Origin of the sequence: Pseudomonas sp. SCA2728.1_7 (assembly GCF_018138145.1) — a bacterium.
Classification (GTDB): Bacteria; Pseudomonadota; Gammaproteobacteria; order Pseudomonadales; family Pseudomonadaceae; genus Aquipseudomonas; species Aquipseudomonas koreensis_A.
Map to the genome: position 1 here is coordinate 1,666,477 of NZ_CP073104.1, position 14,428 is coordinate 1,680,904.

12 protein-coding genes are annotated in these 14,428 nt (G+C 60.7%); 4 read left to right on the plus strand and 8 right to left on the minus strand.

Annotation, left to right across the window (positions count from 1 at the left end):
• Window positions 1-38 precede the first annotated feature (38 nt).
• Window positions 39-1,466, plus strand: coding sequence for a mechanosensitive ion channel family protein (locus KBP52_RS07385; protein ID WP_212622506.1), 1,428 nt, complete (start codon window positions 39-41; stop codon window positions 1,464-1,466).
• 207 nt (window positions 1,467-1,673) lie between these two features.
• On the opposite strand, the gene ycaC is transcribed toward KBP52_RS07385, so the two are convergent.
• The 6 genes from ycaC to KBP52_RS07415 form a co-directional block, all read right to left on the minus strand.
• On the minus strand, window positions 1,674-2,297 hold the full coding sequence (gene ycaC / locus KBP52_RS07390) for an isochorismate family cysteine hydrolase YcaC (RefSeq protein ID WP_007913541.1): 624 nt from the start codon (window positions 2,295-2,297) through the stop codon (window positions 1,674-1,676).
• A 70-nt stretch (window positions 2,298-2,367) separates the two neighbouring features.
• Window positions 2,368-4,206, minus strand: coding sequence for an amidohydrolase (locus tag KBP52_RS07395; protein ID WP_212622507.1), 1,839 nt, complete (start codon window positions 4,204-4,206; stop codon window positions 2,368-2,370).
• Window positions 4,207-4,249: 43 nt separating this feature from the next.
• Entirely contained in the window at window positions 4,250-4,876 is a 627-nt protein-coding gene (locus KBP52_RS07400; RefSeq protein WP_212622508.1) for an antibiotic biosynthesis monooxygenase, read from the minus strand.
• A complete protein-coding gene (locus KBP52_RS07405; RefSeq protein WP_212622509.1) occupies window positions 4,869-5,282 on the minus strand; it encodes a DoxX family protein in 414 nt (137 codons plus the stop codon). Before KBP52_RS07405 ends, KBP52_RS07400 begins: the two co-directional genes overlap by 8 nt.
• A gap of 213 nt (window positions 5,283-5,495) precedes the next feature.
• Window positions 5,496-5,855 (minus strand): DUF6124 family protein, encoded by a 360-nt coding sequence (locus KBP52_RS07410; protein ID WP_016987821.1) that lies wholly within the window; start codon window positions 5,853-5,855, stop codon window positions 5,496-5,498.
• 519 nt (window positions 5,856-6,374) lie between these two features.
• Window positions 6,375-7,298 carry a LysR family transcriptional regulator gene (locus tag KBP52_RS07415; RefSeq protein WP_077572059.1) on the minus strand — a complete coding sequence of 308 codons (924 nt, stop codon included), beginning with the start codon at window positions 7,296-7,298 and terminating at the stop codon, window positions 6,375-6,377.
• 212 nt (window positions 7,299-7,510) lie between these two features.
• On the opposite strand from KBP52_RS07415, the gene KBP52_RS07420 reads away from it, so the two are divergent.
• Together KBP52_RS07420 and KBP52_RS07425 are read left to right on the plus strand one after the other, a co-directional pair.
• Complete coding sequence (locus KBP52_RS07420; RefSeq protein WP_212622510.1) at window positions 7,511-7,942, plus strand: AraC family transcriptional regulator; 432 nt, start codon at window positions 7,511-7,513, stop codon at window positions 7,940-7,942.
• Window positions 7,943-8,067: 125 nt separating this feature from the next.
• Window positions 8,068-10,974, plus strand: a complete 2,907-nt coding sequence (locus tag KBP52_RS07425; protein ID WP_212622511.1) for a winged helix-turn-helix domain-containing protein — start codon at window positions 8,068-8,070, stop codon at window positions 10,972-10,974.
• Here the strand turns inward: KBP52_RS07425 and KBP52_RS07430 are convergent.
• Both KBP52_RS07430 and KBP52_RS07435 read right to left on the minus strand, forming a co-directional pair.
• Window positions 10,951-12,408, minus strand: coding sequence for a winged helix-turn-helix domain-containing protein (locus tag KBP52_RS07430; RefSeq protein ID WP_212622512.1), 1,458 nt, complete (start codon window positions 12,406-12,408; stop codon window positions 10,951-10,953). The genes KBP52_RS07425 and KBP52_RS07430 overlap by 24 nt on opposite strands.
• A 90-nt stretch (window positions 12,409-12,498) precedes the next feature.
• Window positions 12,499-13,449, minus strand: a complete 951-nt coding sequence (locus KBP52_RS07435; protein ID WP_077572055.1) for a GlxA family transcriptional regulator — start codon at window positions 13,447-13,449, stop codon at window positions 12,499-12,501.
• 215 nt (window positions 13,450-13,664) lie between these two features.
• Between KBP52_RS07435 and KBP52_RS07440 the strand changes: the two genes are divergently transcribed.
• Window positions 13,665-14,387, plus strand: coding sequence for a pirin family protein (locus KBP52_RS07440; RefSeq protein ID WP_212622513.1), 723 nt, complete (start codon window positions 13,665-13,667; stop codon window positions 14,385-14,387).
• The last annotated feature ends 41 nt before the right edge of the window (window positions 14,388-14,428 follow it).

Here is a 14,428-nt window from a genome sequence, read left to right on the forward strand (position 1 = left end):
GCGATCTTTTCACTTGCAGACACCGCGGAGCCAAGGTCATGACATTTTTCTACACCCACCTGCTGTCCTGGAGCGCCGCCCTGCTGCTGCTCGACGCCGTGCTCTGGCACTTCTCGCCCTTCACCCATCGCGCCCCGAGAGTCGCTGTGCGGTTGGTGCTGTTTCTGGCGTTCACGGCGCTGGTGATCAACGCCGGCGTCAGTCCGTTGCAAGCACCACAATTTACCGATGACCGCGTGGCGCAGTTGGGTGCGACGGCGTTGGGGATTCTCTGGTGGCTCTACGCCGCTCGCGTGTTGACCGAAGTGATCGGGCTGGCGCTGATGCGCCGCATCGGCCACAGCGGTCGTTTGCTCCAGGACGTGATCGGCGCATTGGTGTTTCTGGTGGCCACCGTCGCCGCGGCCGGTTACGTGCTGGAGCTGCCGGTGAAAGGTTTGCTGGCAACCTCCGGCGTGGTGGCGATTGTTGTCGGTCTGGCGCTGCAAAGCACCTTGGCCGATGTGTTTTCCGGGATCGTGCTCAACACCACCAAGCCGTATCAGGTGGATGATTTCGTGGTGATCGACGGCGTCGAAGGCAAGGTCTTCGACATCGACTGGCGCGCTACGCACCTGCTGACCAGCGCCGGGACCATGGCGGTGGTGCCGAACTCGGTGGCGGCCAAGGCGAAGATCGTCAACCTCAGCCGTCCGAACAACATGCACGGCGTGTCGATCAGCATCCAGGTGCCGAATCACATCCGCCCGCGCCGGGTACTCGATGCGCTTGATCGCACCTTGCAGGGCAGCAGTTCTCTGTTGCTGACGCCAGCGCCGAAAGCCGTGCTGAAAGAGGCCGGCGAAACCATGTCGGAGTACGTCGCCAGCGGCTTCATCGCCGAGCTCGGCAAGAAAAGCGAAGTGCGCAATCAACTGTTCGACCTCGCCCACCGGCATCTTGAAGCGGCGGGCATTTCGCGGCATCCGGACGGCGTGATCGAGCCGTCGAGCCGCGCCCGCGCGTTGCTCGATGAAGTGAAAATCTTCCGCTCGCTGAGCAGTGATGAGCGCGATCGCCTCGCCGAATCGATGGTTGCGCAACAGTACGCGGCAGGCCAAGTGGTGCTGGATCTGGATGAAGTGCCGGACAGTCTGTTTGTGATTGCCACCGGCGTGGTCAGCGCGACTGTGCCTGACGGTGACAGCAAGGTCGAGGCCGGGCGCATGGGGCCGAGTGAGGTCATGGGTGAACAGAGCATCCTCGCGGATACACCGTCGCAGGCGACGTTCACGGCGTTGACCTCGAGCATCATTTATCGTCTCGACAAGAGCCTCACTCGCGAGTGCATGGAGCAGCGTACGGAGGTGGGTCGGGCGTTGAATAAATTGCAGGCGGTGCGTCAGCAGAACAGTCGCCTCGCGTTGATGGGCAAACCGGTGGCGGTGAGGAAAGGTGGGTTTTTGGGTTGGTTGCAGAAGCGCTGAAGCGGCAAGATCAAGATCAAAAGCCTCCCCCTCACCCCAGCCCTCTCCCCCAAGGGGGCGAGGGGGAAGGGAGCCGATCTCCGTGTGCTTCAAGTCCGGAGTTCGACTCGATTCCCCAGGTCGGTGTATTCCGAAAGAGCCCCTCGGTCAGTCCCCTCTCCCTCTGGGAGAGGGCTAGGGTGAGGGGCTTTTCAAACTCACACCGAATTACTTGGCAGTGAACTTGGTATAGCTGTTGATCAGGTTGCGATAGTTAGGCAGACGCTCCGATAGCAGATGCGCCAAACCTTCCATGTCGTTACGCCAATCACCCTGCAGCTCGCACGCCACCGAGAACCAGTTCAGCAGGTGTGCACCCGCCGCCGACATCCGCGCCCACGCCGCTTGTTGCACGGTGGTATTGAACGTGCCCGACGAGTCAGTCACCACAAACACTTCATAGCCTTCAGCAATCGCCGACAAGGTCGGGAACGCTACGCAAACGTCCGTCACCACACCGGCGATGATCAGTTGCTTGCGACCGGTCGCCTTGATCGCTTTGACGAAGTCTTCGTTGTCCCAGGCATTGATCTGGCCTGGACGCTGAATGAACGGTGCATCCGGAAACTGCTCGCGCAATTCAGGCACGATCGGGCCGTTCGGGCCTGCGTCGAAACTGGTGGTCAGAATGGTCGGCAGCTTGAAGAACTTGGCGATGTCGCCCAGCGCCAGCACGTTGTTCTTGAATTCGTTCGGGGTGAAATCCTGAACCAGCGAGATCAGGCCGGTCTGGTGATCGACCAGCAATACAACCGCATCATCTTTGTTCAGACGTGTGTAAGGAACGCTCATGGGAAAACTCCTGATGGACGGATGGATGAAGCGTTGAGCGCCGACCGGATGGTCGGCGCCTTAGGGGGAATCAGAAGGCGAAGCAGGAACAGCCGAACGCGCCCCAGAAACCGGCGAAGTCACTGACCGGTGCGTTCGACATCCGCGCCTTTTCATGGCTGTGGGTGTGCACCGCACACGGCCCGCTGCACTGGTGAACCTGCGCCTGCAACGGCGAATTCGGCCGCCAGTGGCCCGGGACTTTCACCACCGGCGACCAGTCCGGCAGCACTGGAATCGAACGCGGGCCGAGGTCTTCGAAGTTGCCGGCGGCATAAACAATCTTGCCGCCGACCACGGTCAGCACCGACTCGATCCACTTGATTGCTTCTTCCTCGACATGGAAGAAGTCCGCGCTCAGCGCTGCCAGATCCGCCAGTTGCCCGACCTTGATCTGACCTTTCTTGCCCTGCTCCGAGGAGAACCAGGCGCTGCCGTGGGTGAACAGTTCCAGCGCGGTGGTGCGCGGCAGACCTTCTTCGTATAGGGCCAGACCACCAACGGTGCGACCGCTGACCATCCAGTACAGCGAAGTCCACGGGTTGTAGCTGGAAACGCGCGTGGCATCGGTGCCGGCGCCGACCGGTACGCCTTCGGCGAGCATGCGCTTGATCGGTGGCGTCGCTTCGGCGGCTTGCTTGCCGTAGCGGTCGACAAAGTATTCGCCCTGAAAGGCCATGCGATCCTGAATCGCAATGCCGCCGCCCAGTGCTTTCACACGCTCGATGTTCTGCGGGGTGATGGTTTCGGCGTGGTCGAAGAACCACGGCAAGCCATTGAACGGAATGTCGCGGTTGACCTTCTCGAACACGTCGAGCATGCGGCTGATCGACTCGTTGTAAGTCGCGTGCAAACGGAACGGCCAGCGCTGTTCAACCAAGTGGCGCACCACCGGCTCCAGCTCTTCTTCCATGGTTTGCGGCAGGTCCGGGCGCGGTTCGAGGAAGTCTTCAAAGTCCGCCGCCGAGAACACCAGCATTTCGCCGGCGCCGTTGTGGCGCAGGAAGTCGTCGCCCTGATGCAACTTGACGCTGCCGGTCCAGTTCTGGAAATCGCTCAGTTCTTCTTTCGGCTTCTGGGTGAACAGGTTGTAGGCGATGCGCACGGTCAACTGGTCGTCCTTGGCCAGTTGTTCGATCACCTGATAATCATCCGGGTAGTTCTGGAAACCACCGCCGGCGTCGATCGCGCTGGTCAGGCCGAGGCGATTGAGTTCGCGCATGAACTGGCGGGTCGAGTTGACCTGATATTCCAGCGGCAGCTTCGGCCCCTTGGCCAGCGTCGAGTAGAGAATCATCGCGTTCGGTCGCGCGACCAGCATGCCGGTCGGGTTGCCATTGCTGTCACGGACGATCTCGCCACCCGGCGGGTTCGGCGTGTCGCGGGTGTAACCGGCGACGCGCAGCGCGGCGCGGTTGAGCAGCGCGCGGTCATACAGGTGCAGGATAAACACCGGGGTGTCCGGCGCGGCCTGGTTGATCTCTTCGAGGGTCGGCATGCGTTTTTCGGCGAACTGGAATTCGTTCCAGCCACCGACCACGCGCACCCATTGCGGGGTCGGTGTGCGGTCAGCCTGATCCTTGAGCATGCGCAGCGCATCGGCCAGCGACGGCACGCCTTCCCAGCGCAGTTCGAGGTTGTAGTTCAAACCGCCACGGATCAAGTGCAAGTGCGAGTCGTTGAGACCCGGAATGACGCAGCGGCCATGCATATCGACCACTTGCGTGTTTGGCCCGCGCAGGGCCATGGCCTGGTTGTCGTTGCCAACGACCACGAAGCGGCCGTCGGTGATCGCCACGGCACTGGCCAGCGGCTTGGTGCGGTCGACGGTGTGAAATTGGCCATTGAACAGAATCAGATCGGCGCTCATCGCAGTTCCTCAAGCAAAGTGAAAAGGAGCAAACCCCGCGCGCTCAGCGTGGCGAGGTCTCTTGGGAATCGAGGTGTTCATGGGCCTGACTGGCTTCGAGCCACGGCGTAAACAAACGAGTGACCGGCGGCATCACCACGTACACCACCGACAGAACGATGGTCAGGGTGATCAGGAACGTGGCGACTACGTAATTGGACAGGATCGGATGTAGCGCCAGCAGCGGCCCCCAGATCAGCGGCACCAGCAAGGTGTGCGGCAAAATCACCAGCAGCGAGACCACCGCTTGCTTCCAGCGCGGCGGCGGCGAAGCGGCATCCGACAGTGGCGAGAACCAGAATTCATTGATCGGCGCGACTTCGGTCTGATCGCCGTCAGCCAGCATCGGCGCTGCTTCGGCGACCAGTGCCTGACGCTGCGGCGACTCCAGCCAGCCTTGCATCGATTCGGTGGAACTGAAGCGCAGTACGCAGGTGTAGAAGTCGAGACGGCCGCGCTTGCCGCGCACCACGTCCACGCCGAGATGGCCTTCACGCTGCCCCGCCACCCGGACGATATTGCGCAGCCAGGCCTCGTACGCCGACTCGAAACCGGCCTTGACCCGGTGTTTGATGATCAGCGTGACCGTCTCATCGGCCCCCGGTGACTGTGGATTGAGGACTTCAGGCATAACGCAGCACTCCGGGCAAACGAACAGAAATCGCCAGCCGTCCCGGCCCGGCAATCAACACAGTGGTAAACACGATCAACAGCAACCAGCCGAACTGCCCTTCGGCCACACTCCATTGCGGATGCACGACCAGCAGTGCCACCAGCAGCACAAAGAGAATAGGCACGCAGGCCAATCGCGCCAGTAACCCAGCGACGATCAGTAGCGGACAGAGGACTTCGGCGAAGATCGCCAGAATCAGGGTGAGGTGAGATCCGAGGTGGAACGGGTCCTCGATCAGTTGCAGTTGCGCGGTGAAGTCGAGCAACTTGGGCAAGCCGTGGACCCACAGCAAAAACAACCCGCCGCTGACCCGCAGGAACAGCAAACCGATGTCGCGTGCCCGTTCATCTGTTGAGGCATTCATGACCCGACCCTTGAAATGTCATTGGCTGGAATCATGCCAATGATGGTCGGGAGGAAATTGGATGGGTGTGCTCAGTTCTACGGCGTGCCAGGATTTTTGAAACACCGCAGAACACTGTGGGAGCGAGCCTGCTCGCGAAGGCGTCGGGTCAGTTATAAATACTTGAATGACACACCGCTTTCGCGAGCAGGCTCGCTCCCACAGGGGGTGTGCTTAGGCAGGTGGTTCGAGGTTATCCAGCACCCGATTCACTGCCAGCTCACCGAGCATGATCAACTGCGCAATCCCCAACAACGCCCGGCGCTGCGGCGCGGGCAACAGATGGGCGACGTCCTGGGCGATGGTCTTGGCCGAGGCGAGTGTTTCGCTGGCGTCGGTCAGCAGTTCTTCGGCTTTGGTGTCGGCGGTTACGGCATACATGCCGCGAGTTCTGCGTGGAGGTGGTGTGGAGCCGGGTGGAAGGAGGTAGTGGTCGAGGGCGCGGTCGGCGGCTTCGTGGAGTTTTCGGGAATCGATGGATTCGTAGGGGGATGTGGGGTCGATGTCTGGTGGGTTGGGTGTAACTTTGAACATGGTGAATCTCCTGTCCTAGGTTAACCACCATGACCTGTCGCTAAACAAATAATGGTGGCAGCTGCACGCAGGTTAGCGAACCGGGAGGAACAGGAACCCGGCAGACCCGAAGGCCTCCCGCGCGCAGCCGCCATAACATCAATTGCAAAAAGACAATCTGCAAAGACGTAGGGTGCACTGTGCGCCTGTATCCAATTCGGGTCGCTAAACCCGATCGCTGAACTATTCAGCGACCACCAAACGATAGAGACCGGACCACAAGCGCACAAGCCGGCGGATTCTGGCGTAGCTGTAGGCAAAGGCGCAAGGTTGCGTAGCCTGAAAGAGTGTCTGAGGGTGTTGCTTAAACGGCGATGTTTAAAGCACCAAGAACTCAAGCATCACACCAAACCAATGTAGGAGTGAGCCTGCTCGCGATAGCGGTTTAGCGGCCACCATCATCTATGACTGACGAACCGCTATCGCGAGCAGGCTCACTCCTACAGGGGATCGATGTGTTTGTGAGATTTGCGCAGGGATTTAAATCGGCGGGATATCCAGCGGCGCCGCCATGAACTGGCTGATCCGCGAGCGCAGCCATTTCTCCGCCGGATCGTTGTCATGCACCCCGCTCCAGGCCATCGACAATTGCGCCGCATCGATCGGGAACGGTGGATCTTCGGCGCGCAACGCACACCCTTCAACCAGCGCGCAGGCAGCGTAATCAGGCACGGTGGCGATCATCTCGGTGCCGGCGAGCAAGGCGCGCAAGCCGCTGAATTGCGGCACACCCAACACCACGCGGCGGCTGCGTCCGACCTTGGCCAGGTCCATGTCGATATTGCCGCTCAAGTCGCCGGAGAACGACACCATCGCGTGTGGGCGCTCGCAGTATTCGTCCAGCGTCAGCGGCCCCGGACGGTCGTCGCCGCGCAGGACTTTGCAGGGAATGTCGCGCAGTTTTTTGCGCTTGGCGTTGGCCGGCAACTCAGTGGTGTAACTGACGCCAACAGAGATTTCTCCAGAGGCCAACAGTGCCGGCATCAACAAGTAATTGGCGCGGCGCACGACCACGACAATCCCCGGTGCCTCTTGTTGAAGCTGACGCAACAACGGCGGAAACAGTCCGAACTCAGCGTCGTCCGACAAACCGATACGAAACACATCACAACTGCTCGCTGGCTCGAACTCCTTGGCCCGGCTGACCGCGCCGGAGATGACGTCCATCGCCGGTTGCAGCTCCTTGAGAATCGCCAGCGCCCGCGCGGTCGGCTCCATGCCACGCCCGTTGCGCAGCAACAACGGATCATCGAACAGATCGCGCAAACGGCCCAACGCCGCGCTGACGGCCGGTTGCCCCATGAACAGTTTTTCGGCGACGCGGGTCAGGTTCTTTTCGAACATCAGCGCTTCGAAAATCACCAGCAGGTTCATGTCGACGCGACGCAGATCGTTACGGTTCATGGGCACAGATTCCTTTTTAGCCAGTCAGACGCCAGTGCTGCGCACTTTACGCGATCAACGGGACTGTTAGCGCCGTTTCGCAGCGAAATTAACAACGATTAACTCGTCAGCCTCCAGCCCTCGGCCAACAATGAAACCCTCTGCGCAGCGTTGTTTTTTTGACCTGAGGGGATGCGCCGACCGTGCATTCCCCATCGACACGGACTTTGGCCATGGCTCACTCACAGCACAGCGTCGCCCTCGCCCCTGCCAACGCACCACGCAAGACCGGGATCGGCGGGCTCAGTCCGCAGCGCGAACGACAGGTCAAACAACTGATCCTCGAACGTCTGGGCGAAAGCCTCGAGGTCACCGAACTGGCCCGCGCCTGTTCACTGTCACGCAGCCATTTTTCCCGCGCCTTCAAATGCAGCACAGGGCTGTCGCCGCAGGACTGGATTCGCACCCAGCGCCTTGCGCGGGCCAAGCTGCTGATCCAGCACACCGACCTGAGCCTGACGCAAATCAGCCTGGAATGCGGGTTCTGCGATCAGGCGCATTTCTGCCATATGTTCACCCGCAGCGAAGGCATCAATCCGTTTGCCTGGCGCTGCCAGATCATGCGGGAACCGAAAGCTCCTCGTTTACAACCTGCCGTGTTTTGAGCCCGGCAACCGTTGCACTGACGCTCAAACCTGAGGATTATGCCGGGACACCCCGGATTAGAGGGCCTGCGCATGCGCGCGGCACTACTCCGCTCTGTCCGCCGCAGCACCGCAGGAGTGAGCTGTTGAGTCTTTCGCCGAATCAGGCCCTCGGTTTTGGCCCCTATCGGATTCATCCCGGACAACGGCGCGTGCTCGAAGGCGAGCAGCCGTTACGTCTGGGCCGACGGGCAATGGACATCCTCCTGATTCTGCTGGCGCATGCCGGCGAAGTGGTGAGCAAGCAACAATTGATGGCCGGGGTCTGGCCGGACAGCGTGGTCGAAGACATCAACCTGCGGGTGCACATGGCAGCCCTGCGCAAGGCGCTCGGTGACGGTCAGGCCGGCCAGCGTTACATCATCACCGTGGCGCAACGCGGTTACAGTTTCGTCGCCCCGGTTTTACCGCAATCCATGGAGGAGCGTCCTGTGGGCGATGTTGGCGGTCGGCACAACCTGCCCTTGCGGCGCACGCGGATGATCGGCCGCCAGCCACTGGTCGACAGCTTGATGACGCAGTTGCCGCGCCAACGCTGCATCACCCTGGTCGGCCCCGGCGGGATCGGCAAGACCACGGTAGCCTTGCGTGTGGCCGAGCAGTTGATCGGGCATTACCGCGACGGTATTCGGCTGGTGGACCTGGCACCGCTGAGCGATCCGCGGTTGATTTGCTCACACTTGGCTGCGCTGCTCGATCAGGCCCTGCTCGAAGGCGATCCGTTGGTGGCACTGGTCAATGGCTTGCAAAATCGGCAGATGCTGTTGCTGCTCGATAACTGCGAACACCTGATCGATGCCGTCGCGGCACTCAGCGAAAGCATTCTGCGCGGCGCACCGAGGGTGCATATTCTCGCCACCAGCCGCGAGAGCCTGCGGGCGGAAGGTGAATTTGTGCAGCGTCTGGATTCCCTCGAATACCCACCGATGACGGCCACCTTGAACCGTAAGCAAGCGCTGGATTTTTCGGCGCTGCAATTGTTCATCGAACGGGCCACAGCCGCGCAGGAAAGCTTCGAGCTGAGCGATACCCAGTTGCCCCAAGCGATCGAGATCTGCCATCGGCTCGACGGCATTCCACTGGCACTTGAGCTGGCAGCAGCGCAGGTCGCCGAACTGGGTCTGGACGGTCTGCTGAGCCAGTTACAGGGGCGCTTGCCGCCGTTGCCAGCGGGCAATCAAAACAGTCTTGAGCGCCACCTCACCCTGCGCGCCACGCTGGACTGGAGTTTCAATCTGCTCGACCGTTGCGAACAAACCTGCCTGCGCCGCCTGGGCGTATTTCGCGGCGGTTTTACCCTGGAATCGGCGGCCGCCGTTATCGTCGGCCAACAAATCGACCCCAGCATGGTGTTTGTATCAATCACCCAACTGGTGGCCAAATCCATGCTCAGCGTCGAAGTCGGTGACGAAGAGGTGTTCTATCGCCTGCTCGACACGACCCGCCGCTACGCCCTGGAAAAACTCGAGCACGCCGCTGAATGCGAGGAAACCCGTGAGCGCCATGCCGAACGTTGCCTCGCGTTGATGCAGCAGGCGCAAAACGATTGGGAAAACACGCCGACGCTATTGTGGATCGAGCGTTACGCACGAGGGCTGGAAGATCTGCGAGCAGCACTGGACTGGTGCCTGAACGGTGTCGTCCCGGGTGGTTTGGGGATTCGCCTGACGGCAGCGTCGGCACCCTTGTGGCAAGAGTTGTCGCTGCTCAAGGAGTACGGCGCCTATGTGCGCCGGGCGCTGAGCCTGTTTGATGAACTCGGCGAACCCTGCCTGCGCCTGAAAGTTGCGCTGAAACTGGCGCTTGGCAGTGCCTGTTATCACACATGGGGCGGCACTGCAGAAACCATCGAAGCGTTCGTCGATGCCCGCCGGTTGGCGCACGAAAACGATGACGTCGCCGGGCAGTTGCGCGCGGTGTCCGGGCACATGGCGGTCAACCTCAGCTGCGGCCACTACCGCATGGCGCTGGCACAGAGTGAGCACTTCGACCGGCTCGGTCTGCACGGCGACCCGTTGTTGTCATTGAGCACCCATCGTTTACGGGTACTCGCGCTGCATTATGCCGGCGACCAGCCGCAGGCCCGCCTGCATGCCGAGCAGGTGCTTCAGTGCATGGCGCAGAGCGGCCATGTCAACCGCTTCACTCACGGTTTTGGCGTGCAATACGACCAGAGTGTCGCGTCACTGACGGTGCTGGCGCGTGTGCTGTGGATGCAGGGACTGCCGGAGCAAGCGTGGCGCACGGCGCGGCAGGCGCTGGACATCGCCGTACAGATCGACCATGGCACTTCGATTTGCTACACCCTGGCGCTGGCCAGTTGCCTGATCGCCCATTACAACGGCGATCAACAAAACGCCCGGGCGCTGTTGCAGCTGTTGCTGGAGCAATCGCAGAAGCATTCGGTGCTGCTGTTCAACACCTGGGCGCGGCACTACGCGCAGGTGATTGACGCGCAAGCCAAGGCGCCGGTGCCGACGGACAGTAGCGGGCTGATTCGGGAAATCATGGTCACGCTAGATGGCCGTTTTGTGGATGACACGCTGGTTGAGCGGGCGTTGAGTGGGGATGCGGGGTGGAGCACGGCGGAGATTCTGCGGGCTCGGGCGGACACGCTATTGAATGGAGAGATGGTTTGTCTGGGCGGGCCCCTTCGCGAGCAGGCTCGCTCCCACATGGATTCTGAGTACACCCAAAACTCCTGTGGGAGCGAGCTTGCTCGCGAAGAGGCCCTGCCTGATGTCACCAATATTCAGGAAGCCGAAGCACTCCTGCAACAATCCCTGACCATCGCTCGCGCCCAAGGTGCGCTTGCCTGGGAACTGCGCAGCGCTACTTCACTGGCGCAACTCTGGCAGCGCCAGTCGCGCTATCGCGAGGCGCTGGATTTGCTCAGCCCGATCTATCAACGCTTCACCGAGGGCTACGCGACTCCAGACCTGCGCAAGGTACGCTTGCTGATCGACGATTTACGCGAGCACTTGCACGTCTGAAGCCTGGCGAGTCCGGTTGATGTAACGCATATGCCGGCGTTCAAGCTCAATCCCTTCACCGCTGCGCTCCAGTTGCTCGCGGGCATAGCAGCGGGTGGTGTTGAGCAAACGGTATCGACCTGCACTGCCGCCGCGCTCGACCGTCAACAATGACTTCTGCGCCAGGCCCTCGATCATCGCGGCAAGCCGCTGCGGAGCCAGTTGCGGACAACTGATCACCGCCAGCGCCGCCTCCAGCGTAAACGCCAGTTTGAACACCGATAAGCGCTGCAGCACGATTTGTTCCTGCTCACTCAAGCGCTGATAGCTCCAGTCGAGTGCGGCCTGCATGGATTGGTGCCGTGGCACTGCGGTGCGCCGGCCGTGGCTGAGCACTTGCAGGCCGTTGGCCATTTGCGCCTGTAAGCCGACCAGCGCCAGCGCATCGATCTGCGCTGCCGCCAGTTCGATCGCCAGCGGTATGCCGTCGAGTTGCCGACATATCTCCAGAACGGCTTTTACATCCTGTTCACGCAAGCGGAAATCATGCTGGCGCGCCCGAGCCCGGCTGACAAACAACTGCACCGCAGAATGGCCCATGGCTTCAGTGAGGCAATCGCCTGCCGAGCGTTTTGGCAGGGTCAGCGGGGGCACGCACTTAAGGGTTTCCAGACTGACCTGCAAGGCCTCACGGCTGGTGGCGAGTATCGACAGTCGGGGAGCGGCCTCGAGCAACGTTTCAACCACTGCTCTGCAAGCGTCGCGGCGGTGGTCACAGTTATCCAGCAGCAGCAACGCATGGCGAGTCGACAGTCCGGGCAAATCGCTTTCGAGGGTGCGCAGCACATGATCGAGCAGCGACGTGTCGTCGTCGATCAAGCTCAGATCAATCTGCCACACGCCATCTCTGTAGTACTGCAACAGCAATTCCGCGACCCGCAACGCGACAGTGGATTTACCCACCCCGGCCGCCCCCGTGACGGTCATCAGCCGGCACAGCGGCATTTGTCGCACCAACCCGCCAACCAGCGAGTCACGACCGGTGACCGAGGTCAGTCGAGCTGGCAAATTATGCTGGGGTGTCTGCAAGCCCTCGAAGACCACTTGCGCGGCGCTGTCGCAACGCACCGGGGCAATAAAGCTGTATCCGCATTGCGGCACGTTGACGATGTAGCGCTGACCGTTTTCACCATCACCCAATGCGCGCCGGAGTGCGGCAATGTGCACACGCAGGTTGATCTCCTCGACCACCGACGTCGGCCACACCAAAGCAATCAACTGCTCTTTTCTGACCACTCGACCGGCACGCTCGACCAGCACTTGCAGAATGTCCAGCGCGCGACCGCCCATGCGCAAGGGCCGATCTCCATCGAGTATCAGCCGCTGGCGCAGGTGGAACGCGTAAGGGCCGAAATGCAGCACCGACGCCGTGTTCAAATCAATGAGGCTATCCATACCAACTATCTTGGCAGCCTCAGATGACGCGACAACCGCTACACGGGGCGCAACACGGACATCCGGGTGCGCCAGACGGACACCAGTGCTCTAGCTGAACTGTTCGCGGTACTGCACAGGGGTCAGGCCGAGCTTTTCAGCGAACAGCGAACGCATGTGCCGCACACTGCCGAAACCACTTTTGTAAGCCACGGTCTTTAGCGGCAGATCGCTGGTTTCCAGCAGATTGCGCGCGCAGTCGATGCGCGCACTTTGCAGAAATTCCATCGGTGTCATGTTGATGTCGCGGGTGAACACCCGTGCAAAGTGCCGCGCACTCATGTTGGCGATGGCGGCCATGCGCTCGACCGTAAAGGCTTCGTCGAGATGTTCCAGCACGTAGCTTTGCGCGCGGGTGATCGGCGTTTCCTGCGGTGCCACAGCGGCCATCAGCGGACTGAACTGGGCCTGCCCGCCCTGCCGTTTCATCACCACCAGCAGGACTTTGGCGACATCCTGGGCGAGTTTCTTCCCGTGATCGCGGGCGATCACAGCCAGCGCCATATCGATCCCGGCTGTGACGCCGCCGGAGGTGATCAGATTGCGATCCTCGACATAGATCTGATCCGTGGTGACATGGGCTTTCGGAAAGCCCTTGATCAGGCGTTCGGTGTAGTTCCAGTGGGTGGTTACGCGGTAACCGTCCAGCAACCCGGCATGCCCGAGCACGAAGGCGCCGGTGCAGATCGAACCGTAATACTCGACGCGCTGGACCGCGCCCTTGAGCCAGGCGAACAGCGCCGGAAATTGTTGGTTGTAGGCACCCGGGCCGCCCGGCACCAACAGCAGATCATAATGTTCGGTGTTGTCATCGATGGTCGCGTCGGCATGCACCAACACGCCATTGGATGCCCGAAGTGGGCCACGTTCAGTGCCAAGCGTGATCAATTGATAATGCGCTTCGGCTTTCAGGTAGCGATTGGCAACCGAAAAAACCTCCAATGGCCCGGCCATGTCGAGCAGAAGAAAGTCGGGGAACAGCACCATTGCCACGGTTTTCATGGGCAGACATCACTTAGATCAGAGAGACATGATACAGACCAGACATTATGGCCAACTGTAGCCGTTTGAGCGCAAAAGTTTTGTGTGACGGCTATCGCAAAACTGTCAACCTGAAAGGGACAGTCTTTCAATTTTCATCTACTTATTGCGTCGATCAGTAAACAGTAACCTTCTCCTCACTCGGACGAATTCACGTCCCGCAAGGAGATTTCATCATGCTGACCCTTCGCAAAGCCTCCGATCGTGGCCTCGCCAATCATGGCTGGTTGAAGTCCTTTCACACCTTTTCCTTCGCCAGCTATCGCGACCCACGCGAACAGGGTTTTTCCGACCTGCTGGTGATCAACGATGACCGAGTTGCCGCCGGTAAAGGCTTCGGCCAACACCCGCATCGCGACATGGAGATTTTTTCCTACGTGCTGGAAGGTGCGCTGGAACACAAGGACACGCTGGGCACCGGTTCGGTTATCCGCCCGGGTGATGTGCAATTGATGAGCGCCGGCAGCGGCGTGGCGCACAGCGAGTTCAACCACTCGGCGAGCAAACCGGTGCACTTCCTGCAGATCTGGATTGTGCCGGAGGTCGCCGGTGCCAAACCGCGCTACCAACAGGAGCATTTCAGCGCCGAGAAAAAACGCGGTCGTTTTCAATTGATCATTTCGCCAGACGGCAAACACGGTTCGCTCAAGGTGCGTCAGGATGCACGGGTCTTCGCCGGGCTGTTCGACGGCAAGGAAAGCGCCACGCTGGAACTGGCGGCCAACCGCTATGCCTATGTGCATGTGGCGCGCGGCAGTGTTGAACTCAACGGCCAGCCATTGCAGGAAGGTGACGGCGTGCGCGTTCGCGAGGAACAGTTGCTGACTTTGAGCAACGGTGTCGATGCCGAGGTGTTGGTGTTCGATTTGCGGCCGCAGGAGTTGCCAGAGATGCCATGACGCTGCGTTTCAACGCCCACAAAAACGGCCTTCTTTGAAGG